We start from the raw sequence: 24578 nt of genomic DNA, 5'->3' as shown, positions 1-24578 counted from the left end.
TACCGGGAATAAACCTGCTTTATGGTCTTCCCGGACAGAACCGTAACAGCTTCCAGACGGATTATGAACATCTTGCAAGCATTCAACAGAAGGGTCTTCTTCTGAGGAGAATCAACATAAGGCAGGTCATGGTCTTTCCCAACGCGAGGATATCGAGAATGGCAAGGCCGAAAGTAGATCACAGGTTGTTCAAAAAACACAAGCAGCGCATAAGAAGGGAAATTGATGCCGAAATGCTAAAAAAAGTCTTCCCGGTAGGAGCGATTGTCCGGGGGGTAATTCCTGAATTCAGCGAAGGTCTGATTCACTTCGGCAGACCGCTAGGTACTTATCCGATTCTCCTCGGCACACCGGTCGCCTTTGAAGAGAAGACTGATTTCGCAGTTATTGATCACGGTATGAGATCGATAACTGGTATACCGGTTGGAACAGAGCTCAATGATCTGGGGGAGAGAGAACTGAAATTCCTCCCTGGAATTGGAAGAGACCGGGCGAGAACTCTAGTCATCAAGAGACCTAAGGCGGTGGAGGAGCTCTTACCAGTTGTCGGCCCGGATGTACTGAAGACGTTAGCTTTGATCAAGATGAAATTAGGAGGAAAATGGCTGTGAAACAGCGAGTCGTTATAGTTACAACGGGAGGCACAATTGCCATGGTAACCGACCCTGTTACAGGAGCTTCCGTTCCAGCTCAGGGAATGAGTAAACATGTGGCTGACGTTGACGGACTGGAAGAGGTCGCCTGCACCGAACACCACGAGTTCTCAAACATCCCCAGTCCATACATCAACCCCGAGACGATGTGGAGACTCTCGAAAACGGTACAAAGGCTTCTAGACAGAGATGAAGTGTGTGGCGCCGTGATTACACACGGGACGGATACACTTGAAGAAACGGCCTATTTTCTTGACCTTACTGTCAGAAGCGAGAAGCCGGTAATCTTCACCGCCGCAATGAGAAATATCGATGAGATGGGAACCGACGGCCCCAGAAATGTTCTCTCTTCCGTAAGAGTTGCCGTCAATCCTCTTGCAGTCGGAATGGGAACAATGGTCTGTCTGAATGACGAGATTCATGCCGCCAGAGAGGTTACCAAGACCTACACAAGCAACGTTGCCACTTTTGACTCCCCTGGCCATGGACCCCTGGGAATTGTCGATGAAGACTCAGTGATTTTCTTCAGAAAACCCTTGCTCAGAACGGTATTCAACGTCGACAATATTGAATCGAAAGTAGCTCTTGTCAAGACCTTCACTGGCGATGACGGCTCAATCCTTAGAAGCCTGCCCCAGTTGGGTTTCAAAGGGGTGGTTCTTGAGACTTTCGGAAGAGGCAATGTGCCGGTAGAAGTGTATCACGTAGTAAAATATCTAATAGAAGAGGAACGGGTTCCTGTAATTATTACTTCAAGGTGCTTTAAAGGCCGCGTCCTTGGAGTTTATGGATATGTTGGAGGAGGAAAGAGTCTGGCCGACTTAGGCGCAATTTTCGCACAGGAGTTGTCCCCGATCAAAGCTAGAATCAAGTTGATTGTCATAATGGGGATCACGAATGATATGGCGGAGATTGAGAGGCTCTTCAAACTCCCTTTGAAGGGGGCATAATGTGAACCGAGAGATTTTGAAGAAACCACGTTTTCAAACGGCGCTATTCACGCTGTTCTACCTGGCTATCTGTTTCGCTGTGTTCTCCGTTTCACTGAGGACTGCCGTGATTCTCTTTACAACTTTCACCGTGGTTATGATACTCGAGCCGTGGGCGAGATTCGCACAGCGATATCTGAAACTCAAACGTTCGATCTCTCTCGGCATAGGATTGACGGTTATTTTTGCAGGTTTAGTACTGCTTATCGTCTTCCTTACGACTCCTGTGGCAAAAGAAGCCTCTAAATTCTTCAGTATTCTCAGAGACTTCTTCCCTTCCGTTCAGGAGGCAGAAATTACCTCTTTCGAAGTGAATGCGAACATCGACAGGCTTCTTTCCGATGAAGATCTGCTCGAAAAGCTTTCCGCCGAAGAGATCGAATCTCTTGATCTTGTCTCTAGGGATTTGAAAGACTACTACTCGAATTTGTTGAAACCGATGCCGTCCGATGCTGGAAACCTGGAGAAGGATCTCTCCTTGCTTGAGGAAAGCTTAAAAGAGAGAAGCGACTATCTTGTGATTATAGGCAGCAGTAACCGAAGACAGCCTCTTTACGATGAGATAAACGGGATTGTCTCGAAATATCTGAATCCCGAAGTGGCGGAATCGCTTTCAGCTAATGTCATGGAAAATGTGATGCTGGTTCAGTCGCAAGAGCTGTGGAAGGACGTAGTTGAATACTTCATGCCGAAGAACATCGATCCGGCAAGGCGGAGGGCAACTTACGAAAGCGTAAGAAATTTTCTCATTCAGGTGCAGAACAGCCTTATGAAATTCCTTCCGGGAATACTGGAAAAGGTGCCCAGCTTCGTAACGAGTGCGGGGCTGGTACTATTCTTTACAATAGTGGGTGCAATCTACCTAAGCTACTACTTCCTCTCGGTCAAGGAGTTCATTCCAAAGTTCTACCCGAAAAAAGTACGAGGCACCGCTTTAAGTTTCCTGTCCGACACTTACAAGAATCTCGAAAGGTATGTGATTTCGGTAGTCCTGTTAGCATTGATTGTGGGGATTGTAGTCGGTATTGTGGTTCAATCGATGGGATTGAAATACAGCCTTCTAATGGGGCTCTGGGCTGCTTTTACAAATCTCATACCCATAGTGGGAGTACCACTCGAATTTGTGCCACTCGTTCTTCTTGCCGTATCCACTCAGAATCTCGTTCTCGTTCTGGTGCTGCTGATAATCCTGGCGATTGTACACGCCGCGGCCTTCATACTTTTCCTCGTATTCATGAAAGGCTACAATAGAATCAACCCGGTAATAATCATCTTGATGATCTTGGTGGCAGGACAGCTGCTGGGACTTTTCGGAGCGATTATAGCCGTGCCGTTTGCAATAATCCTGAAAATGATGTGGATCCACTTCTTCTCACCGATGCTCGAAGAAGAAGATTGATACTGCGGGGTTTCGCGGAAAGGGATAATCCCTCCGACGATTTGCCGAAAAACCCCTTCAGTTCAAAGAGTCTCCTACAGTAAGAGACAGGCGTCGCCGAAGGAAAAGAATCTGTATCTTCTTGAAATTGCTTCTCTATATGCCGAGAGAATCAACTCTCTTCCGGCAAATGCCGAAACCAACATCAGGAGGGTCGATTTTGGAAGGTGAAAGTTTGTGACAAGAGAATCGACAATCTTGAAATCATAGGGGGGATAGATAAATATATCTGTCTGGCCGCTATCACTTACAACTGAGCCGTGGCGGGCAGCTATGCTTTCCAGAGTCCTTACGGTCGTGGTGCCGACGGCAATAATCCTTCTATTATCGGCCTTGGCCTTGTTGATCGTCTCTGCAGCTTCAGAAGATACCGTGAAGTATTCTCCATGCATTTTGTGTTCTTCTATCAGCTCCGATTTTACCGGTCTGAAAGTTCCGATGCCGACATGAAGCGTGATGAACTCAACCGCGACTCCCTTACCGGCGAGCGTCTCAAGCAGGCTCTCAGTGAAGTGCAGACCGGCTGTGGGGGCAGCTACGGAACCTTCCGGCCGCGAGTAGACCGTCTGGTAAGATTCGGGATTCTCCGGGTAAGTCTGAATATACGGGGGGATCGCAAGCAAGCCCGATTCTTTGATCTCTTCATCGCTAGCCCCATGAAAATCGAGAATCCTGCCTGAATCTTCGCAGTGTTCGACAACTCTGCATGAAATTCCGCTGAACAGCAGCTCGTTTCCAGGCTTAATCTTTGATCCGGGTCTAACTATTGCCTTCCAGAGTCCCCGGTCGAGTCTTTCTATCAGCACGGCCTCGACTTTTGCTCCAGTCTCCTTCATCCCAAGCAGCCTTGCAGGAATAACACGGCTGTTGTTTAGCACGACGACATCGCCGGGACGGAGAAATTCGACGATTTCGGCGAATACTCTGTGTTCCAGGGCACCGCTCTTTCTGTCTACAACCAGTAGTCGAGAACTGTCTCTCGGAACGGCCGGTTCCTGGGCGATTAGTTCTTCTGGGAGATCGTAATCAAACTCTGAGACTTTCATCTATTTCCTCAGGCCTTATTATCGTTATGTCGGCAACCCCATGATCGAGAAATCTGTCGTAGCTTATCACGGCGGAATCGTTTTCTCTGGCCAGGAAGATGATTCTATCATCGGCTGGCGAGTAAGTCTCCACTTGTGGCAAGGAAAGCAGCCTGTTCAGATTCTCTTGCTGGAAACCGCCAAGAGTGAATCTGATATTTGCATCAAAGATTATCCTGTATGGAAACAAAGCAACCCTGCACGAAGACATCCTGAGAAAGAGATCGTCTATTCTGTTCAAATCTGCGTGATCGCTCATAGAAAAAACGATGTTGCTACCGTCAACAACAACGGGTCTGGAACGACGGGAGAAAAGCGCATTCTTGACGTAAGGGTGTGTGAACTTCAGATTGCCAAGTTCTCCTCTTGCCGATTTTGAAAGAGTAGAGACTGCGTTTCGCAGAGTCTCCAGCTCCGAGATGTTGGTATGCAGAACTCTACTTATCCTGTCGGCAAGACCGGATCTCTCAGCAACCTCCGGCTTTTCGTAAAGAAGTGCCGCTTCAAGCATGATATAGTCCTGAATTCCATACTTTCCAATGGATCTAGCAATTGAAAGCCACTTTCTGTAATCGTCTATCGACTTGATCTTCTTTCTGACCCTCCCATTGACAGGTGGATTGTTTCTCGGATCGATCAAGAAGAGCAATTGTGCAATATCGGCAACCGATGCCTCAGAAAGCGAAGATACGTATTGTACTCTCTCTTCCGGTTCTCTGTCTCGCTCTCTCAGTATGTCGATTGAAAACTCGATTACTTCGTAGGATAGGCTTTTGAGCCCGGGGATTGTCTTCACAACCTTCTCGATCATCGAGCTGCTCAAGGGATTCTTTCGGAGACCGCTGGAAAGCCTTCCAAGGCTTTCCTTTCTTTTTCCGTAATAACTGTAGAACCCCTCTGAAGAGGCGGCTTCTTTCAAATGGTTTTGTATGTCATTAATCATCACTATTCTCCTATCTATGCGAGCGTTTGCCACAAGTAAGTCTTTGACACGCTTTTCTCTCTATGATATAATGAGATTTGTGCAAATTACAACATGAAGAGGTGAAGCCCCGATGAAAAAAGATATGCACCCCGAGATGAAGCTGATTACTGTAAAGTGTACCTGTGGCGCAGAACATAAGTTTTATTCTACAAAGGACACCATAAAGGTTGACCTTTGTTCCAGCTGCCATCCCTACTTCCGTGGAGACGCATCTTCAATGATTCTCGACACTGAAGGAAGAGTTCAGAAGTTCAGAAACAAATACGGAGACAATTACTGAGTTAGCGCTTTGCGCTCCCTCAAGTATATAGTCAATTGGAGGTTAGTCATGTGAGTGTGAAAGTGGGTACCGTTGTTGAGGGAAATGTAACTTCTGTCAAGAAATTCGGAGCGTACGTAAATCTTGAAAGCGGTGAGGAAGGGTTCATTCATATTTCCAAAGTGGCAAGAGAGTACGTGAAGAACATTGAAGACTATCTCAAAGTTGGTCAGAAAGTAGAAGCAAAGGTTCTTGGGACGACAAAGGACGGAAAATGGGAACTGTCGATCAAGGATCTGAAGACCAAAGGCTCTGATGAAGGGCCGTCAAGCCAAGACTTCGAAAAGAAACTGGCCAAGTTCATGAGAGATAGCGGCGAAAAGATCTCCGCCTTTAAGAGAAGACTCGACAAGAAAAGAGGTATCCGTAAAAGACCATAAAAATTGAAAGTATCGTGAAATAGAATAGAGGGAGCTGAGCTCCCTTTTTTTGTGAAAGGGCAAAAAAGGTAGCAAAGACGAGTGAGAGGATCATAAGTAAGCATAGTGGAGTATGAAAGGGTATAATTGGACACAGATGCCAAAATAGGAGGTTATACTGATGTACTTCCTCGAAAGAGTCATGGCGGTTCCGAGATTGCCCGAAAAGCTAAGCAGACTCGAAGAACTGTCAAAGAACCTATGGTGGAGCTGGAACTACCATGCTCAACAGATGTTCAAACACATGGACCCCGAGATGTGGTATCAGGAAAAGCGGAGCCCCGTAAGGCTTCTCCGCAGGGTACGCCAGACTAGATTGTATGAACTGGCCGAAGACAAAGCGTTTATCAAGATGTATGAGAACACCGTAGAAGAATTCGATAAATACATGGGTGGAAAAGATACGTGGATGGAGAGAGAACACCCGGAGAGAAAAGAGCAGTGCATTGCTTATTTCTGCGCGGAGTATGGCTTACATGAATCATTCCCAATCTACTCTGGAGGCCTCGGCATTCTGGCCGGAGACCACCTGAAAACGGCCAGCGACATGGGCCTCAATTTCGTTGCCATAGGACTTCTATACAGGAACGGATACTTTGAACAGAGAATAGATGAGTCGGGTTGGCAGCAGAACATTTATCACTCCTATGAGTTCGAGGATTTTCCCGTAGTTCCTGCGCTCGATAAAGCCGGAGATGAGGTTTTCGTTAACATAGACTTTCCAGGGAGAAAGGTATGGGCGAAGGTCTGGAAGGCCGAAATTGGCAGGACATCTCTTTATCTATTGGACACAGACATTCCTCAAAATGAACCCGAAGACAGAAAGATCACCGGCACGCTCTATGGAGGCGATCGTGAAACCAGGATACAGCAGGAGATTCTTCTCGGCATCGGCGGAGTGAGAGCCCTCAGAATGCTGGGCTACTCGCCAAATGTATGGCATATGAATGAAGGGCATGCGGCCTTCTTGTCCCTCGAGAGAATTCGAGAACTGGTCCAGAAAAACTCGATAGAGTTTTCGACCGCATCGATGATTGTAAAATCTGGCAATGTCTTCACAACACATACACCGGTGCCTGCCGGTAATGATACGTTTACCCTTGACATGATTGACAAGTACTTCCGCGATTTCTGGAGTAAGATGCACGCCGATAGGGATGAATTCTTGAACCTCGGCATCGAGAAACTTCAGAGTGGCGAGCAGCACTTCAGCATGACGGTCCTTGCGCTCAGGCTTTCTGCCCTTGCTAATGGAGTAAGCAAGCTTCATGGAAGAGTCAGCAGAAATCTTTGGAATCACATTTACCCGGATCTACCCGCGGTAGAGGTTCCGATAACTCATGTGACAAACGGAGTTCACATCTGGACTTGGCTGAATCCAAACCTGGTCGAGTTGCTGGACAAGTACCTTCCCGAGGACTGGCATGAGAGAGTCTATGATCCAGGGATCTGGGAAGGGGTCGATAAGATACCGGAGAGCGAGATCTGGGAGCTACACATGTCACTGAAATCCAGAGCAAGAGGCTTTTTGCAGGGAAGGTTGAAGAGACAGCGGATGAGACTGGGCGAGACCATAGAAGACCTTCTGGAGGTCGAGGAAGCCCTGCCTGAAGATGTTCTCACTATTGGATTTGCACGGAGATTTGCTACATATAAGCGAGCAACGCTGATCTTCAAAGACATCAACAGACTGAAGTCGATAATCGCGAACTCCGAAAGACCGGTTCAATTTGTTTTCGCAGGAAAGGCCCATCCGGCAGACGATCCTGGAAAAGAGCTGATTAGGAAGTTGTATGAGATCTCCAGAACACCGGAATTCAAAAGCCGGGTGATTATTGTCGAGAATTACGACATGAATATCGCTCGACATTTGGTAACCGGTGTGGATATCTGGCTCAATACACCCAGAAGACCCCACGAAGCAAGCGGAACGAGCGGTGAAAAAGCCGGAATGAATGGAGTTCTGAATTTCAGCGTCCTCGATGGCTGGTGGGTGGAAGGTTTCAACGGTGAAAACGGCTGGGCGATCGGCGATAACAGAGACTACAGAGACCAAGAGCTTCAGGACAGGATAGACTCTGTGTCGATTTACAGCGCACTTGAGAAGGAGATAATCCCTCTATACTACTCGAGAGATGAAGAAGGAATAGCGAGGGATTGGGCAAAGAAAATGAAGAGCTCCATCAAGGAAATCGGGAGCAAGTTCAATACTCACAGGATGGTTGCAGAGTATGCCACCGACCTTTATTTCCCGGCCGCCGACCTGTCTGTAGAGGCCGAGAGAGACGGTTACAAACTTGCTAAGAGCGTTGCCGTCTGGAAAGACAAGTTCAGTGCCAGCTGGAACGCCATAAGAATAAAGCCGAATGTGCAGGCCGAGTCTTCTGCCAAATCGGTAAAGGTCGGGCAGGAGATCGCCCTCTCGGCAAATATCTATCTTGGAACTCTGGATCCATCGGAGGTTCAAGCTGAGATTTTTGTGGCAAAGATGAATGACGAAGGCGAGATGGACAGCTTCAGTCTTTATCCAATGAAGCTGGTGAAAGAAGACGTCCATGGCGAATACGTGTACGGCGGGAAATTCGTCGTATCCGAAGAGGGTAATCTGGCATACACCGTCAGAGTGATCCCAAATCCCCAAAAACTGCCTGACAGATACTTCATACCCATTGCAAAATGGATCGTATAAAAAAACCCGCCTCGAAGGCGGGTTTTTTCTAGTTATTGGCTGAGAAATCAGAGAGAGTCCTTTCAAAGTCTCCAGGAGAAATGTCGCCCCAAAGAAGCGATTTGTAAAGACCGGGAACGGTCATGATCGCCTTGAGTTCTTCTTCGAGAAAAACTCTTTTTCTTGGGTTGTAATCGCCGTCGATAATAATCTCCGTCGATTCCGAACCGGATGTGATCATTCCGATCACCGCGTTGTATACTTCAGTAATCTCTACTTCTCTCAATCCAAGCTTATGCAGCTGTTCGTAGATCTCATGACTCTCATTTCCCTCGGCTATCATCCTCAGAACCACATTTATGTAATCAGGAAAAGTCATTGTTTATTCAGGCACCTCCTAACAGGTCTCTCAGAAGAAGAGCATTATGAACTGCTCTTCCCATGTAGCAATTATTAAAAAAAACAAAGACAGGTATATCTCGTTTATGAAATTCTAGCACATCGATGGCAAAACTTCTCAAGTCATCTTCCGAGTAATCGTAGTTGTATCTTTCACTTCCGTTGCTGTTGAACCAGTCGGGATTTCTTCCGTGGAATCTGAAGTAAGCACCCCTAAGACCTGCTCTGGGAATATATGGAAACAACCCCCCGATAGTCGGTTCGTCAACTGTTACAGGTATTCCGCCCGCCTCCTCGACCGCTTCAAAGGCAGCTTCGTTTGCCCAGCTATCGTGTCTGAACTCGAAGGCCAGGAGATTACTATTCGGGTCGAAAGATGCAGCGATCTCTTCAATATACTCCCTGTTTCTCTCATTGAATTTGAACGACCACGGGAACTGGAAGAGTACCGGCCCCAGCCTGCCCTCTTCCCGCATGGGTTGAAGTGCCTGATAGAATTCACCGGATACTTTCCTCAACTCTCCGGAATTTCCCTTCCATAGATCATGCGTCGCCTGTCCCGGTGCCTTAACTGCAAATGTCATCTCTCCGGGTATCTTCCTGAGGATGCCTGTGATTGTCTTGATAGATGGCATTCGATAATATGTGAAATTCAGTTCAACGGAGCTGAATCTCCATACTGAATGGTAATATCTGAGCATCTGGGAAGAGCTGATCCCTGAAGGGTATGCCGTCCCCACCCAGTCTGGAAATGAGTAGCCGCTCGTCCCCAGATAGACCACTACAACTCCTCGATAATGAACACTGGATCGTTGTTGTTCAGTATTGCAGCATTTGCTTCATCCACATCGACATGGAATTCTAGAGCGTAACTTGAGTGCACTCTAACCAGAACGTCGTCGAAGATCACTCTTCGCGTTCCGGCGCCCTCGGCATAGACCATTACTATCTCCTTGTCCTCCACACCATATACCATGGCGTCCTCGGGTGTCATGTGAATATGCCTCTTGGCAAGCATCACTCCGGAATCAAGAACGACAGTTCCTTTAGGACCGACAATCGTTAGGCCGGGAGTACCCGCGTGGTCACCGGAATCCTTTATGGGTGGCTTTATTCCCAGGGAAAAAGCGTCGGTTCTCGATACCTCTATCTGAGTGGCCTTTCTCGCAGGACCCAGTACCCTTACTCCCGTAATTGCCCCCTTTGGACCGACAAGAATCACCTTTTCATCACAGGCGTACTGCCCGGGTTGACCGAGATCTTTTATAGGAGTTAGTTCATGACCCTTGCCGAAGAGTCTCTCGATGTCTTCCGCACTCAAATGAAGATGGCGATTTGAAACGCCTGCCTTAATTGCCGGTTGCTTCAGTTTCACAAAATACACCTCCAGTTATCTTCACTTCTTGAATTTTTTCGGACCGACAAGTCCCTTTCTAACTTTCAGAGTTACACTTTCCAGAGTAGTAAGAACAAGTGTTATTGGACCTTTAGCGACGTTTATCCAGCCAAGGCCGCAAATGTGAAGCTCCTGACCGGTTCTCAGTCTGAATTTCTCTCTTTTCCACTTATACTCACTCCTAGCAGAACTAGAAAAAGGAGGTTTCAAAATTCCTCCAAACCATCTATCCCATTCCTCGACCCCAGTATTCGAGTTAGTCTCATGGACTGAAACACTTTCCGGAACAAAGGTATGGAATATCCCTACGGGATCGGTCTCATTCTTCGCATCTATTCGCACAAATCCACTCAGAAAAACGGTTCGGGTTTCGTGGAATTGAAAGGTCGACCTGACCAGCTTCTTGCGGGGAAGAAATCTGCTCTGGTCTTCAACGCTCAAAAGGTCGGTCAATCTGTCTTCCGTGAAGATTCCCGGAGTATCGTAAATGGTAACCGAAGAGTTGTACAGTGTCCTCGAAGTCACCTCTACAGTTGTTCCGGGAAAACGACTGACAGTTATCTCTTCGGAACGCGTCAAGCCGTTCAGAAGTGAGGACTTCCCAACGTTGGTAACTCCTACCGAAACGTACTCACTCGCACTGGATTTCAGATAGGCGAAAAGCGATTTCAGTCCATATTGCCCCAAAACCGAGACAGGCCTTACTCTGCTCACCGGTGCCTTGAGAATGCCCGAGGCCCAGTCTCTCATTTCATTCACCTTAACCTCTCTGGGAAGTAGATCGATCTTGTTCAGAATGTAGTGAACAGAATGATCTTTCAGGAGGTCCGCTATATCCCTCCTGAAAGTTCCGTCGAAGTCTGAAATATCAATTACATAGATTACATCATGGGCGAGACGGAGATACTCCTTCATATTATCAAGCGAATGAGCAACCATATTACCCTCTGGCAGCGAACTATAATGCTTCATGAGAAAGCATCTTCGACACAGGATCTCCTTTCCTGAAAGGAGCCTTGATTCCATCACCGACTCGGATATGTATCCCAAACCGGCCGGGTCCTCATGCTGCAGCTCAACACCACACCCGCTACATTTCATTTGTCAAGTGCCTCCACCTCTGGATGCTTCCTCATTTTGCTTAGGAGAAGACCTTCCACTCTTCTTACAAGCTTTGTCCAGAAGAATTCTCTTTCCGAAATAGGTTCGACCTTTATTGTATATGCCCCGAGAAGATTGCCCATGATAATATCTGTGAACAGCTGGTCTCCAACCACTACTGTCTTGTACGATGGCACATCAAAGTCTCTAAGCGCACGTTTGACCTTGAATGTCAGAGGTTTTCTAGCTCGACTGATCACTCTTATCGAATCCAGCTCATCATCGATCTTGCTTAGCCTACCAGCCTTTCCATTTGAGATCAAAACGACCTCCATACCTAACCTCTCCACTCTATTAAGAAGCAACCGCTTCTCTTTTGAAATCGAACTTGCTCCCCAGGGCTCAAGAGTATTGTCGAAATCAAAGATTACAAGTCTATAGCCTGATTCCTTCAACGCATCAAAGTCAATATCCATAGCGCCCGCAGAAAACATATGAGGTGTGGCCAACCTTCCCGTTCTGAAGATCCAGCCAATTGTGAAGAAAAAGACAGAATGAGCTGCAATTGTAATCTTCCCTAATAGCCTTTTATACCACTTCTGGCTGATATCGACCAGTGGCGCCACCAGGATCGAATACATTCCCATTCTATTTCCGGCAATAATATCTGTGAAGAAAAGGTCTCCTATTATGACCGTCTTCTCTGGCCTGGATTTCATGTCGCTCAGGACCTTCCGAAGTTCTTTGGTACCGGGCTTTCTCATGGAGTGATAAACTCTAAGTTCTTCTCCAAAAAGGTCCCTTAGGTTCTTCACTCTAGACTGAGGACCGTTCGTTACAACGCCGACCTTCATACCGGAAGAGATCAGGTTATCGATTACGGGTTTGTTCCGCATATCGAAGGGCTCTCTCCAGACTGCAATGGTATTGTCGTAATCAAAGAGAATCGTATTATACCCGAGCTTCTGGAGTCTCTCATAGTCCACCTCTCTGACATTTTCCGCCTTGTCGTTTGGTACTGCGTTATCAAGTATGTCCAGGATTCGCACGAATCTCCACCACTTCCAGATCGATACGGTTTTTTATGCTCTTTAGAAAGCTCTTCACTTCATCCAGCAGATCTGCGGGGACAATTATTTTCAGAAGGTCCTCATCTGTGACATGCCTGATGTTCATAAGATTGTCTTCAGCTTCGGCAATGTAGCAGAGCACATGAATGTCTTCCGGCCTTATCTTGACAAAGAGATCGTACTCCGCAACTCTATTCATATGTGGACCTCATAGCAGTTCGGCCGCTAAGCTGGCAAGTTCCGAACGCTCACCCTTAGTTAGGGTTATATGGCCTGCCAGTGATTTGTTTGTCAACCTCGAAGCAGCATATGTCAGTCCATTACTGTATGCGTCGAGGTAGGAATTGTCAATCTGATATGGGTCTCCTATCACAACTATCTTAGTGTTTTCCCCCACTCTGGTAATTATCGTCTTGATCTCATGGGGCGAGAGGTTCTGAGCCTCGTCGATTATGAAATACTGGTTCGGTATGGATCTTCCCCTGATATAGCTTAGAACCTCTACCTGAAGTTGCTCTCCCTTCTTCATGAACGCATTCAGATCCATGTGGCGGTTGCTGAACAACAAATAGAGGTTGTCGTATATTGGGGTCATCCATGGATTTATCTTCTCTTCCATGGAGCCGGGAAGATAGCCTATATCCTGTCCCATAGGGATGATCGGCCTGGCAACCATAAGCCTTTCATACTTTTTCTCGTCAACAACCTTTCTCAATCCGCAGGCAAGGGAGATCAGCGTCTTGCCCGTTCCAGCCATCCCGGGTATGAAGACTACTCTCACGTCGTCGTCAAGCAACAGCTCCATTGCCATCATCTGTTCGTTGTTCCGGGGCATTATCCCCCAACTGCTTGTTTCCATAGTAATTTCCAGCGGAACAATCCTCTCACCGTCGGGAGACACCCTTCCAAAGATCTCTCTGCCAAAATCCACGAATTCATTTGCTCCGACAGGCTCGGGAAGTTCGTCTGCCGATAGTTCGTCCCTGTCGATGAACTTATCCCTGAGAGAAGGATTGTCTATGATGTTTATTCCCGACAGCTTATCGTCTATCTCCACCTTGTCATGTAGATAGTCTTCGGCTTTCAGTCCCATAATATCGGCCTTCACACGCATGTTTATGTCTTTGCTGACCAGAATGACAGGCAGTTTGTCCACGAGACAGAGCTCCATCATATACAGCAGGATGGCGTTGTCTTTGTAATTGCTTGCAGCAAACGGCGGGAGCTTGCTCTTGAATTCATCAAATACCGCAATTCGAAGCGTACCGCCAGACTCTAGCCTTACTCCTTCTGTAAGCCTGCCTTTTGATCTAAGGGAATCAAGAAATCTATTTACTTTCCTGGCATTCTGGCCAACGGATCCGGAGTTCTTCTTCAGTTTATCTATTTCCTCAAGAACGGGAAAAGGGATGATGATGTTGTTGTCTTCGAAATTTTCGAAACAATAAGGATCATGAACAAGAACGTTGGTATCGAGAATAAAGTTCTTTATCAAACCTAACCCCTCCACTTCTTCTCGTATTTGATCATCTCGGAAATACCTCCAAGTCGCCTCGCGAGTGCCAGGAAAACCTTTGCAGTCACTCTGGCATCGTCCATCGCTCTGTGAGTAGGTACATCCCTAATCTTAAGCCTCTTGGCAATACTCTTGAGACTGTACGGTCCCTCGGGAAAAACCTCATGTGCTATGTCAATAGTATCAATGTAATTGTTGGCCAGCGGAAGCACTCCAGTTTCCTTTGATGCGATATCAAAGAAGGTCATGTCGTTTACGATATTATGACCGACGATAGTCGCTCCACCAACATAGTCGCGAAATCTTGGAAAAACCTCGGCCATCGTCGGTTCTTGAGAGACATCTTCATTCTTCAGTCCGTGTATCCCGGTAATCTGCGCCGGAATCAGGACTAGCGGGTTAACAAGGGACTGGAATGACAGATTTTGCAAGATCTTATTCCCGTATATTGGAATCGCCGCTATTTCAAGAATTCTGTCTCCTCCCAGGGGACTCGATCCAGTGGTCTCTGTGTCAATGACTAAGTAGATCTTTTTCATTTCAAACCCTCCATGAAAATTTTACCATGAGAAGGGCTTGCACTCCTGACCACTTCTTTACTATACAATTGAGTGAGGTGATAGATTTGAAAGAGCTTTCGGTAATTGTCAGTCACAACCTCGGAAGCGATCGGGCCAAAAGGAAGCTGGTGCAAAAAATCGAAGAACTGCAGAAGGAATTCAAAGGGAAGTTCACCCTCGATTCTCTCTGGGAAGACAACTCCCTGAAGTTCCAGCTGAAAGCGGCCGGACTGAAGACAGACGGTTGCTTGAAGATCTTCGACAATAGCGTATCGCTCGTCGGAACGCTGCCGTTAACACTGACAGCCTTCAGGGGGAAGATCGAGACCACACTGAAGACAGAGCTTGAGAAGATCCTTATAGAAGGTGATTGAGGGGTGCCAGTAGATCTTCACAATCACAGCTCTTTTTCTCCCGACAGTAATACACCTATGGAGGAGATTGTTCAGGAAGCTTGCACAAAAGGTCTGAAGGTGGTAGGGATCTCGGATCACGATGATCTGGACACTTCCCTTCCGTTCAACTATAGACTTAGAGATCTCGAAGGCTATTTGAAGAATCTTTCCCGACTAAAGGAGAACTCGAGAGTGAAGATCCTCTCAGGACTTGAAGTGGGCCTGCAGTCGTGTGCCAGGGTACCCCCAGAAGGAGATTTCGACTATTTTATATACTCTGTGCACGGAATACCGGGGACAAGAGATCTGGACATCGAAAATGTTTGGACACTATATCTAGAAGAGGCAATTGACGCGATTTCCGAGGTTGAAGAACCAGGCTTCTTTGGCCACATCGATTTCCTTCGAAGATACATTCCGGAACACAGACCTCTGGACAACGATACTCTACTGAACGAGCTATTGAAGAGGCTGATAAAAACCGGTATCGGGATTGAGATTAACACTTCCGGCTGGCGGTATCCTTATGGAGAGCCAAGTCCCCAGCGATGGATAATCGAGAGATACCTCTCACTTGGAGGCAGACTGATCACAACCGGCTCGGATTCTCATCGAAGAGAAGACGTCGGCAGTCACATTGGAGATGCCCTTTTGTTGCTGAGAGAAATCGGGATCAAAGAGATCTTCTACTGTGAAAAGATGAATTATGTGCCATTTCGAATAGCCGACTGCTAAAGGTCTCTCTTGTTCTTGCCAAGCAAATCCTTCAGCTTGAATAAGTTTCCCAGGCCAAGCGCTCTGGCGAGCAGAAAGTACACCCCTATTCCCGATACGAGTGTGATCGAAGTTGAAATATATCCTGTTCCGAAGAAGACTCTACCCAGCAGCATTAAAGCCGACATCATTAGAGATGCAAGAATCACCTTCACTATTCCTATAAGGTTTTCTTTTTCGTATCCAGTCCATTTTAGAAGTGCAGCGGAGACTATGACGGTCCCCACTATCCCGGCCATACTGGTAGCTAGCGCTACGCCCAGAGGGCCTATTGTGAAGCCGAGCACGATGTCAAGAACGACGTTCACGCTTACCATAATCGCAGAGATTATTGTAGGGGTCTTCGGGCTCTTTCTCGCATAGTAGGCTCTCGAGAGAACACCATAGGATCCATAGAAAGGCAGTCCAAGAGTGTAGCCATAAAGAAGCGATGTGGTCAGAGCAGTATCGCTAGGGGTGAATGAGCCCCTTTCAAAGAGAAGCCGCACTATGCCTTCACCCAGGACAAGGAGTCCAAGAGTAGAAGGAATGATCAGAAAGGCAAGCACCGTCAGAGAATCCCACAGAGATTTTCTGAACCTCTCCTTCGAATCTGCGGAAGTAAGCTTTGAGAGCTTTGGAAGCGCCACAGTTGCAACGGCAATGGCAAAGACACCAAGAGGAAGCTGATAGAGCCGCTGCGCGTACCCAAGGCTGGAGACGGCCCCTCTGCCCAGTTCGGTTGAGACTCTTATATCCACAAAGGAATTGATCTCGTTTATTGCCGGAGATATCGCCGAGAACAGAAAGAGAACAAGGAATTCCTTCGCATCGCTCTTGTTATATCCCGGCTTGAAAACAAAGCCTTTTGATCGGGCTGCCAGGGCTACAACAAGAAGCTGTATAGCTCCTCCGGCCAGAAAGCCAATAGTGGGACCAACGATCGGCGGAGAAAACCTGGCTGAAAGCAGAATGCCTGCAATCGTTGACAGATTGATGAACATGGGAGTTATCGCCGCGATGAAGAAGGCATCGAGACTGTTCAGGACTCCGCAGTAGATTGCCCAGAGAGAGACAAGGACAATAAAGGGAAAGGAGATTCTGATGAGTCTGGCTGTCAGTTCAAGAGCAGCCTGATCGAAGCCACCGGCGAAGACTGAGGCAACCCCTTCGGAGAAAACCATCCCGCCCGCCGAAATCAATCCGGAGACGATCAAAACGAAGGCCATAACGGTTGAGGCGAATATGAAAGCCCTCTTACCGGAATTCTTCAGCTTTTCGTTGAAAAGAGGAACGAAAGCCATTGTCATTGCGCCGTCGGCGAAGATCTTTCTTAGAAAGAAGGGAATCATGATTGCGACAAGATAGGCATCATACTGGGCCGACGTCCCGAAATAGTTTGCAAATAGAGAGTCTCTGGCGAGACCCGTTATCCTTGATAACATAGTTGCTATAGCAAAGAGAGCCGTGCTTCTAGCTGTGCTTGCCGTCATAGAGACCTCCACAAAAGATTATAATACACGGAAGATGCGAGAAAAAGGCGATTATTGTCGAGATCTCTTCAAATAAGTAGAAAAGAGAACTATGATATACTGAAATGGCTCTTACGAATGTTTTAAGGGGGGAAGGGCAAAAGGCTGATGAAAATGAAAAAGGTCGCTTTGATTTTCGGGACAAGACCCGAAGCGGTGAAGATGGCTCCCGTCTACCTCGCTCTCAAGAATTCACCTCTTGAGCCCGTAGTTATTGCTACTGCTCAGCACAGAGAGATGCTTGACCAGGTTCTATCTCTCTTCGGGATAGAACCGGATTTCGATCTGAACATCATGCGCCAGAGACAGTCTCTGGCGAGCCTCACTTCCAGGCTAATCGACAAGCTTGATGAGATCTACTCGGAGAATGATTTTCATGCGACTCTCGTTCAGGGCGACACGACATCGACATTCGCAGGGGCGCTGGTTTCTTTCTACCACAAAATCCCTGTCGGTAACGTTGAGGCCGGGCTTAGAACCGAAGACGTTTATGATCCCTTCCCGGAAGAAATCAACCGAAGGCTGAATGGAGTGATTTCAACCTATCACTACCCTCCGACGGAAACGGCAAAGAGGAATTTGATGAATGAGGGCGTTCGGGAGGACCGCTTGCTTGTGACAGGCAACACCGTGATCGATGCATTGCTGTGGGTCACCGATAACAAGTCCAAACTGACTTCCAGCTACAGGGAGGCCATAGGTGTAGAGGGAGATGAGTACATTCTCATAACGATGCACAGAAGGGAGAATTGGGGCGAGCCGATGCGACAGGTTATGAAAGCCATCAAGGACATCCTTGCCGAATTCCCAAATTTGAAAGTCGTCTTCCCGGTTCATCTCAACCCCGCCGTGAGGGAGATCGTCTTTCCTGAGCTGGAGAAACACAGACGGATCGTTTTGACCGACCCGCTCGACTATCTACCATTCGTATCGCTTATGGAGAAATCAAGGCTGATACTAACCGATTCTGGCGGAATACAGGAAGAGGCCCCCGCACTTGGAAAGCCTACTCTTGTTCTCAGGCGCACGACTGAAAGGCCCGAAGCAATTCAGGCAGGAACTGCAAAACTTGTAGGAACCGACAGAGAAGCAGTATTCGGCGAGACGGTCAGACTTCTGAGCGACTCGGAGGAATACTCCAGGATGGCGAGAGCGACAAATCCCTTCGGGGACGGCAAAGCCTCAGAGAGAATCGTCAAGCATCTCTGTGATAATCTCTAGATCCGATTGTCTAAGGCAAGTCTACGCTTTCTCTCATCTTTAGCTCCCAGAAGTATTCGTATAATTCAGAAAGCGAGGAGAACGCGATCTTCAGATGCTCCACAAGCGCCGTAGAAAGCAGGACTTCATCGGCCTCGCGATTGGCGGCTATGTAGAAATCTCTATACTGGAACCATTCGAGCAACTCTGCCGGAACACCGTCTTTCTTTCTTCTCTTATACTTCTCTCCGAACACGGAAAAATCACTTTCTCTCAGAACCCTGGTTTTGTCAATGAATCTGTCAGGATTCTTCCGGATCTCTTCGTGAAGCTTGGCCATTGTCTCGCGCGAAGGCAGGTAGAAACCCATTCCGTATCTGTACCGGTCGGGAAAGAGTTCAAAGAAGAAGCCCGGAGAGTCCTTCCAGTCCGGAACGGGAACCCTGAAGGTAAACCACATATTGGTTCTGTATGGAGGCTTTCCCTTGTTCCGCCTCGCATCCCTGCTGATTCTGCTTATAGTTTTTCCAACTTGAGGGCTGATCTCGATGAATGGATCGAGATCCTCCATAAAAGGACCGATGCTCTTTACGAGGCTCCTGAATGGTTCAAGTAAGACCCGGCGATACCGATCCCTGTTCTTCTCCATCCATGAGCGGTTGTTATTCATTCCAAGATCGATCAAGAATGAAAGCGTCTCTGCGGAAAATCCAGAAAACCTTTCTTCAGTCATTCTTCCTCCAGGATTCTGAAAGGTACGTAACTGCCGTTCTCACAGTAAAACACCTCTCTCACTCCAATTTCCTTTAACAACGAAACGGCTTTAGCGCTGTACTTCCCAACCTGTAGCGCTCTATGCGAGTCAGATCCTATTGTCAGGAGATTGCCGCCCAGTTCGAGATACCTCTCGATTACCCATGACTGGGGCGATGGATCTCCAATTCCATACATCCAGCCCGAAGTGTTCACTTCGAGCCCAACATGATTAGAAACCAACTTCATAAGAAGTCGATCCATCAGCGGTCCGGGTTTCGGCGCTCTTCCAAATGGTATGTGTCTCCTCAAAAAATCCAGGTGTCCAAAGAAGCCCGGCCTATCGATAAGATCGACCGCGAGAATCGCCTCTTGAAGGTAGATTTCCCAGGGATCTTCGAGACTCTTTAGATCCGGCCTGCCAGGGACTGTGTGAACAGAGTAGAGGTAGTAATCCATTTCCTCTCCGGGCCAGAGAATCCCTTCAGACTGCAGCCCGAGTTCCAGACCGGCAAGCACTTTAATGGGAAGTTCTCCATCGAAACTTCTTATTTCCTTCAGATAGCCGCTGACCTGTTCCGGCTGGAGACAGACTTCCTGACAGACATAAGGATCGAAATGATCCGAAAGACCTACGACCTGAAGCCCGATATCTACTGCTGACTGTATAACCTCCTCCACAGTATTCCTTCCATCTGAAAAAGTTGTGTGATTGTGTATATCAATCATTTGAAATCTCTGCTATTTATACTTGCATATCAATCTGATAGCAATTCTACAGCTGCTCGTTTTTCTCTATCAGTTATATGCAAATATATACTTGTAGTAGCTAAATTTGAATGACCCAATAATTCTTGTACAGTTTTTATACTTGCTCCTTTTTGTAAAAGTTGTGTCGCAAAGCTATGTCTGAATAAATGTGGATGTATTCTCTTATCTGGATATACTAATTTTACTTGTGTATTTAATACTTTGGGAATTACGTTTCTTGCCATTGGCTCTCCGCGAGTTCCCACAAAGACGTGATCTTCATACTCATCAACGGGAAAGTCCTTCCTTATTGAGAGATAATCCTTCAGGATGGTAAGAACCTGGTCGTTCATGGGGACCTCTCTGTCTCTGTTCCCCTTTCCACTCATAACCCTGACTGCGGGAGAGCTCCCCAGACGCAGATCGCCGAGTCTGAGCTTGCACACTTCACTGACCCTCAATCCGCAGAAATACATTGTTGCCACAACGGCCCTGTTCCTCTTACCGAGATTCGTTTCCTTGAAGGAGGAGAGAATTTTCATGACCTCATCGTGACTTATATAGTCTGGAATCCTGCGCCGCGTCTTGGGATTCTTTATAAGTTCGGTTGGGACCTTGCCCACCATTCCGCTGATGTATAGAAATGTGTAAAAAGATCTTATTGTCGAAAGATTTCTCGCTACAGTTGTTGCCGAAGGTCTCTTTTTGGAATACTTTCCCTGCGAATACTCTTTCACGAAGAGTTCGATATCCCTTCTCTTCACTGTAGTATAGTCGATGTCGTGACTGCTAAGGAAGCGTTCGAAATGACGGAGATCGGAAAGATATGCACCAATAGTGTTGGAAGACATATTCCTGACAAACTCCATGTTCTCCTTGAACCTCTCAACCGATTCGTTGAACTTCATAATCAACCCCCAGATTATTGTAAATATGAGCCATAATAGTCATTATGACTCATATCTCATATTATAGCACAGACTGCTTTTGAAAACGAATTCTGTAAACCGCATTAACTCAGGGTTACGGAACTAGACCTCGTAAATTGCCCTGTATTGCATTTTTTCTACATGAAATATCTAATTATATTCTCACGGCAAGAAACGAGCGCTATGAGCCGTTTATCGATCTACTGTCTGTTTGGAGCTTTCAAAGCGCGTTTTAATCTCCGAGATCATGGGTCTGTACTTTTCTGCAAGTCTGTACCTCTTTCCCTCTCTCAGTACAAGCTCTTCTTTGATGCCGGAGTAGTGTTTTGAAAGAGCACCCATAATTGCCCCAAGCGCCATCGGTCCTTTCACGAGTTCGCTTTCATTTTCCTTAAGGAATTCGTTTATGTTCTCAACTAGATCTTCTCCTGCCATGGGAGAATCGAGCAAGGAAAAAAGCATTCCTATAGTGGGAAGCTTCAGCCGCTCCATAATGAACTCCTGGAGTTCCTCTTTAGTCCATTCCTTTTGAAGAGACATCTGAGGTTTACGAGCAAGTTCCTTTTTGAAAGCAAGAAACATGAGTTCCATGAAAGAAGATATCCTCTTGTCGTAATCATCGTCTGTAACGAGGATCGAGGCTATCGAACTCACGGGAAGCTCTATCTGTTCAATCATTGAGAATAGCATTCCAAGGCGTTCAACGGTGACAAATGGCCTCCCGAGATCAATGGCTTCAGGCAGAATCAGCAGGGCGTTTCTTGCGACACCCTTGGCCTCCTCGAAACTTGTGCAGATAATCGCCGCGACCCTAATCTGAACGTCTTCACCAACCTTCCAGATTCCTGTGATCTTTTCTCTTCCTGAGTACTTGACATAATCAACCGAGAAGCCTGAAATCTCTGCAAGTCTGTTCACTAGATCCGCAAAGGCTCTCGCAAGACTCTCAGAATCGCCTTCAAAAGTGGGATATGCGTCGAGAAGCCCTTCGATATCGTTAATTATCGACTCCGGGGACTTGTATTTTGAGAGGTACTCCTTTATAAACCTGTTTCTACTCGACTGTTCGCCGCAGTCATCACTGAGCTTTCCCAGTATTCTAACAACATCTACGGATGCAATCTGTGCTGGCATGAAATCACCTCTGCAAATATACTATCACATAAGCAGACTCTTTCACAAGTAATCTAGTGTACTACGTGTACTTTGTATAGCATCGCATACTGGTTTACGAATAGTATAGTTGTTTGTAACTGACATAATAGATTGTATATACACTGTATTGCTATATACTATTATAGGATGTGTCCTGATATTCATGGCACTTGTACATTGTATATATTGGCTAGACTTTGTAAATCATTGTATGAAAAGGTCGGACTCGCTCCCGGTCTCGATACAACGAGAGCTGCAAGCAGATTTCCGATTTGCAGGCAGTTGCAGACTTTTCTATCAGCGAGATACCCGTGCAAGAAGCCTGCGTTGAAGGCGTCTCCCGCTCCCGTCGTATCGACTACCTTCACTTCAAAAGCATCGACGGTTGGCCCGTTTTCAATTCTGGCTCCTTCTGCACCCAGCGTTACAACAATCAATGGTTTTACAGTCATTAACCTCTCGAGATGGCGCCATTCGCTCTCATTCACAAAGAGGATTTCGCTCCGCGCAGCGATTTCGGCTACTTGGGGGCCTCGCTCGAAAGTCACGATTCCTCCGGGGTTGTAAGAGAATCTTGGACTTCGAAGATTCTTGAATAGTCTTTCAATCTGATCGGGCCTTATTCCTCCAAAGTGGTAAAAGTCGGATGATTTATTAATCGAATAGTCTGCTTCGTTCACACCTCTGTATGTGAAGAGATGCCTCTGCCCATCGGCAGACACGGCAGAAAAGCAGAAGCCCGTCTTTCCTTCCAGCCTGGAAAGATGCTCCGTGTTCACCCCTTCTCTCTTCAGAGCTTCAATTGCCATCTCTCCAAATTGATCTGTCCCAACCGCCCCCTGCAAGTAGACGTTCTTTCTCAGTCTGTTAAGCATAATCGCCGTGTTTGCCGCACTTCCGCCGATCGAAAACATCATCTCTCTGATTCTATTCTCTTCACTGTTGACGCTTTCTCTTATGAAGGCGCTGAGATCAATATTCACATTGCCTACCACAGAAATGTTCATCTCTTTTACCTCATCCTTTCGCTCATTTTGGCTTTGCTTCCCTTCAAGATTATAATTGTGAAGAGCGGACAAAAAACAAACTCGGGAGGGTTCGAATATGCTTTCATTTCCAGACGGTTTTATTTGGGGTGTTGCAACGGCCGGTCATCAGATAGAAGGTAACAATGTCTTCTCCGACTGGTACACCTGGGAACACCAGGGGAAGGTCAAGAACGGCGATACTTCCGATATCGCCTGTGGCAGCTGGGAGAATCTAGATCGAGACATTGAGGCCGTTAAGTCTCTCGGCGTAAAGGCATACAGATTCTCAGTTGAATGGGCAAGAATTGAGCCGAAGGCCAACAGATTCGAAGAGAGCGCCCTCGAAAGGTACAAGGACTTCTGCAAAGCTCTCATAGAAAATGGAATACAGCCGATCTTGACTCTCAATCACTTTGTGCTTCCTCAATGGTTTTCGGATATGGGAGGCTGGGAGAACCGGGAGAACCTTCGATATTTCAGGCGTTTCGTCTCAAAGATAGTCCAATATATGGGGCAGTTTATTCACTACTGGGTGAGCGTGAACGAACCGAACGTTTATGCGGTTATGTCTTACCTCATGGGAGAATGGCCTCCCGAAATCAAAGACATGGGTAGGGCGATGAAGGTTCTTTCCAACCTGCTGTTCGCTCATAGCGAGGCTTATGATGTGATAAAGGAATTTTATCCTACGTCAATGGTCGGCGTGGCAATAAACATGATGCCTTTCTTCCCCCTGAGAAAGCTTCATCCCGAAGATAGATTAGTTTCGAACTACCTGGACAGGGTCTACAACTACAGTTACCTGGATAGCCTGCTTAAGGGAAAACTGGTCAAGCCCTTAGGAAAGGGAGAGGCAGCTCCGGAAATTTCATCGAAGCTTGATTTTATCGGAATCAACTACTATACTCGGATTTTTGTCAAGTATTCGAAACCCCTTCCTGAAATCGCTGTGGGAGATGAATTCGAAAAAACGGAGATGGGATACGAGTTCTTCCCGCAGGGGATTAAAGACGTTATCCTGAAAGCGTATAAGCGTTATCAGTTGCCGATAATAATAACGGAAAACGGAATCGCCGACGCTTCAGACACCAGGAGGTGGGAGTACATAGAAAAAGCACTTACAGGGGTAAGAAATGCAATGGAGAAGGGAGCGCGTGTTTTCGGGTACATGTACTGGTCCTTGATGGATAATTTCGAATGGAAGGAAGGCTACTCAATGAAATTCGGCCTTTACGAGACCGTTCAGGAGACACTGGAATTGAAACCGCGAGAAAGCGCCGGGAAGTTTAGAGAATTTATAAGCAAGAGCCTCACTTAGGACTTCGATACACTCTGACAGGGCCATCGACAGGTATGAGCTTCTGAATTAGCCCTCTGACATTGGCTGATCGATCAGCAATATCCTTCACGGAAGTTCGGCTTAACTTCTGTAAGAGTTGAAGTGCAAATATCGATTAAGTAAGGTGCAAAGGGCGCTGCAGCTGC

Annotated in this window: 25 protein-coding genes and 1 pseudogene; 10 read left to right on the top strand and 16 right to left on the bottom strand. The window is 46.9% G+C overall.

From position 1 onward, the window contains the following. From B3K42_RS08275 to B3K42_RS08265, 3 genes and pseudogenes are all read left to right on the top strand, one after another. A pseudogene (locus B3K42_RS08275) lies at positions 1-611 on the top strand (radical SAM protein); the annotation flags it as partial. Next, positions 608-1603, top strand: coding sequence for an asparaginase (locus tag B3K42_RS08270; RefSeq protein ID WP_110990157.1), 996 nt, complete (start codon positions 608-610; stop codon positions 1601-1603). The pseudogene B3K42_RS08275 and the gene B3K42_RS08270, both read left to right, overlap by 4 nt. 1 nt (position 1604) lies before the next feature. Next, positions 1605-3041: an AI-2E family transporter gene (locus B3K42_RS08265; RefSeq protein WP_110990156.1), complete on the top strand. Its 1437-nt coding sequence runs from the start codon at positions 1605-1607 to the stop codon at positions 3039-3041. Between the two features lie 74 nt (positions 3042-3115). On the opposite strand, the gene queA is transcribed toward B3K42_RS08265, so the two are convergent. Beyond that, complete coding sequence (gene queA, locus B3K42_RS08260) at positions 3116-4126, bottom strand: tRNA preQ1(34) S-adenosylmethionine ribosyltransferase-isomerase QueA (protein ID WP_110990155.1); 1011 nt, start codon at positions 4124-4126, stop codon at positions 3116-3118. After that, entirely contained in the window at positions 4107-5108 is a 1002-nt protein-coding gene (locus B3K42_RS08255) for a ribonuclease (protein WP_258367191.1), read from the bottom strand. Before B3K42_RS08255 ends, queA begins: the two co-directional genes overlap by 20 nt. A 112-nt stretch (positions 5109-5220) precedes the next feature. Between B3K42_RS08255 and rpmE the strand changes: the two genes are divergently transcribed. The 3 genes from rpmE (at position 5221) to glgP (ending at position 8577) form a co-directional block, all read left to right on the top strand. Next, positions 5221-5430: a 50S ribosomal protein L31 gene (rpmE, locus tag B3K42_RS08250; RefSeq protein WP_110990153.1), complete on the top strand. Its 210-nt coding sequence runs from the start codon at positions 5221-5223 to the stop codon at positions 5428-5430. Positions 5431-5480: 50 nt separating this feature from the next. Beyond that, entirely contained in the window at positions 5481-5849 is a 369-nt protein-coding gene (locus tag B3K42_RS08245; protein WP_110990152.1) for a S1 RNA-binding domain-containing protein, read from the top strand. Positions 5850-6009: 160 nt separating this feature from the next. Then, positions 6010-8577, top strand: a complete 2568-nt coding sequence (glgP, locus tag B3K42_RS08240; protein WP_110990151.1) for an alpha-glucan family phosphorylase — start codon at positions 6010-6012, stop codon at positions 8575-8577. Between the two features lie 28 nt (positions 8578-8605). Here glgP and B3K42_RS08235 read toward each other — a convergent pair whose 3' ends face one another. From B3K42_RS08235 to B3K42_RS08200, 8 genes are read right to left on the bottom strand one after another with little or no spacing between them, the layout of a single operon-like run. Next, on the bottom strand, positions 8606-8935 hold the full coding sequence (locus B3K42_RS08235) for a hypothetical protein (protein ID WP_110990150.1): 330 nt from the start codon (positions 8933-8935) through the stop codon (positions 8606-8608). A gap of 7 nt (positions 8936-8942) precedes the next feature. Next, entirely contained in the window at positions 8943-9737 is a 795-nt protein-coding gene (locus B3K42_RS08230; RefSeq protein WP_110990149.1) for a DUF72 domain-containing protein, read from the bottom strand. Beyond that, the gene (gene pduL / locus B3K42_RS08225) at positions 9737-10330 is read right to left on the bottom strand and encodes a phosphate propanoyltransferase (protein ID WP_110990148.1); all 594 of its coding nucleotides are present in this window, start codon (positions 10328-10330) and stop codon (positions 9737-9739) included. Before pduL ends, B3K42_RS08230 begins: the two co-directional genes overlap by 1 nt. A 21-nt stretch (positions 10331-10351) precedes the next feature. Beyond that, positions 10352-11452 (bottom strand): GTPase, encoded by a 1101-nt coding sequence (locus B3K42_RS08220; RefSeq protein ID WP_110990147.1) that lies wholly within the window; start codon positions 11450-11452, stop codon positions 10352-10354. After that, entirely contained in the window at positions 11449-12501 is a 1053-nt protein-coding gene (locus B3K42_RS08215) for a YqeG family HAD IIIA-type phosphatase (RefSeq protein WP_110990146.1), read from the bottom strand. Before B3K42_RS08215 ends, B3K42_RS08220 begins: the two co-directional genes overlap by 4 nt. Further along, positions 12479-12721, bottom strand: a complete 243-nt coding sequence (locus tag B3K42_RS08210; RefSeq protein ID WP_110990145.1) for a DUF4911 domain-containing protein — start codon at positions 12719-12721, stop codon at positions 12479-12481. Before B3K42_RS08210 ends, B3K42_RS08215 begins: the two co-directional genes overlap by 23 nt. A gap of 9 nt (positions 12722-12730) precedes the next feature. Beyond that, the gene (locus tag B3K42_RS08205) at positions 12731-14017 is read right to left on the bottom strand and encodes a PhoH family protein (RefSeq protein WP_110990144.1); all 1287 of its coding nucleotides are present in this window, start codon (positions 14015-14017) and stop codon (positions 12731-12733) included. A gap of 2 nt (positions 14018-14019) precedes the next feature. Beyond that, positions 14020-14577, bottom strand: a complete 558-nt coding sequence (locus B3K42_RS08200) for a 3'-5' exonuclease (protein WP_110990143.1) — start codon at positions 14575-14577, stop codon at positions 14020-14022. Positions 14578-14663: 86 nt separating this feature from the next. Between B3K42_RS08200 and B3K42_RS08195 the strand changes: the two genes are divergently transcribed. Next, positions 14664-14972 carry a polyhydroxyalkanoic acid system family protein gene (locus B3K42_RS08195; RefSeq protein ID WP_110990142.1) on the top strand — a complete coding sequence of 103 codons (309 nt, stop codon included), beginning with the start codon at positions 14664-14666 and terminating at the stop codon, positions 14970-14972. A gap of 3 nt (positions 14973-14975) precedes the next feature. Next, positions 14976-15728, top strand: coding sequence for a histidinol-phosphatase HisJ family protein (locus B3K42_RS08190; protein ID WP_110990141.1), 753 nt, complete (start codon positions 14976-14978; stop codon positions 15726-15728). Here the strand turns inward: B3K42_RS08190 and murJ are convergent. Then, the gene (murJ, locus tag B3K42_RS08185; protein ID WP_110990140.1) at positions 15725-17239 is read right to left on the bottom strand and encodes a murein biosynthesis integral membrane protein MurJ; all 1515 of its coding nucleotides are present in this window, start codon (positions 17237-17239) and stop codon (positions 15725-15727) included. The genes B3K42_RS08190 and murJ overlap by 4 nt on opposite strands. 147 nt (positions 17240-17386) lie before the next feature. On the opposite strand from murJ, the gene wecB reads away from it, so the two are divergent. Then, entirely contained in the window at positions 17387-18499 is a 1113-nt protein-coding gene (gene wecB / locus B3K42_RS08180; protein ID WP_110990139.1) for a non-hydrolyzing UDP-N-acetylglucosamine 2-epimerase, read from the top strand. 10 nt (positions 18500-18509) lie between these two features. Here wecB and B3K42_RS08175 read toward each other — a convergent pair whose 3' ends face one another. The 5 genes from B3K42_RS08175 to B3K42_RS08155 all read right to left on the bottom strand — a co-directional run bounded on the left by B3K42_RS08175 (position 18510) and on the right by B3K42_RS08155 (position 23072). Then, complete coding sequence (locus tag B3K42_RS08175) at positions 18510-19211, bottom strand: DUF2461 domain-containing protein (RefSeq protein ID WP_110990138.1); 702 nt, start codon at positions 19209-19211, stop codon at positions 18510-18512. Continuing rightward, positions 19208-19960, bottom strand: coding sequence for a PHP domain-containing protein (locus B3K42_RS08170; RefSeq protein WP_110990137.1), 753 nt, complete (start codon positions 19958-19960; stop codon positions 19208-19210). The genes B3K42_RS08175 and B3K42_RS08170 overlap by 4 nt, the downstream gene beginning before the upstream one ends. Positions 19961-19989: 29 nt before the next feature. Further along, a complete protein-coding gene (locus B3K42_RS08165; protein ID WP_110990136.1) occupies positions 19990-20889 on the bottom strand; it encodes a tyrosine-type recombinase/integrase in 900 nt (299 codons plus the stop codon). A 213-nt stretch (positions 20890-21102) separates the two neighbouring features. Beyond that, entirely contained in the window at positions 21103-22044 is a 942-nt protein-coding gene (locus B3K42_RS08160) for a hypothetical protein (RefSeq protein ID WP_110990135.1), read from the bottom strand. A 182-nt stretch (positions 22045-22226) separates the two neighbouring features. Further along, positions 22227-23072 carry a carbohydrate kinase family protein gene (locus tag B3K42_RS08155; RefSeq protein WP_110990213.1) on the bottom strand — a complete coding sequence of 282 codons (846 nt, stop codon included), beginning with the start codon at positions 23070-23072 and terminating at the stop codon, positions 22227-22229. Positions 23073-23169: 97 nt separating this feature from the next. On the opposite strand from B3K42_RS08155, the gene B3K42_RS08150 reads away from it, so the two are divergent. After that, positions 23170-24411, top strand: a complete 1242-nt coding sequence (locus tag B3K42_RS08150; RefSeq protein ID WP_110990134.1) for a glycoside hydrolase family 1 protein — start codon at positions 23170-23172, stop codon at positions 24409-24411. Positions 24412-24578: the final 167 nt, after the last annotated feature.

Source organism: Mesotoga sp. UBA6090 (genome assembly GCF_002435945.1).
In the GTDB taxonomy this organism is placed as follows: Bacteria; Thermotogota; Thermotogae; order Petrotogales; family Kosmotogaceae; genus Mesotoga.
This window is presented reverse-complemented; position numbering and strand designations above follow the sequence as displayed.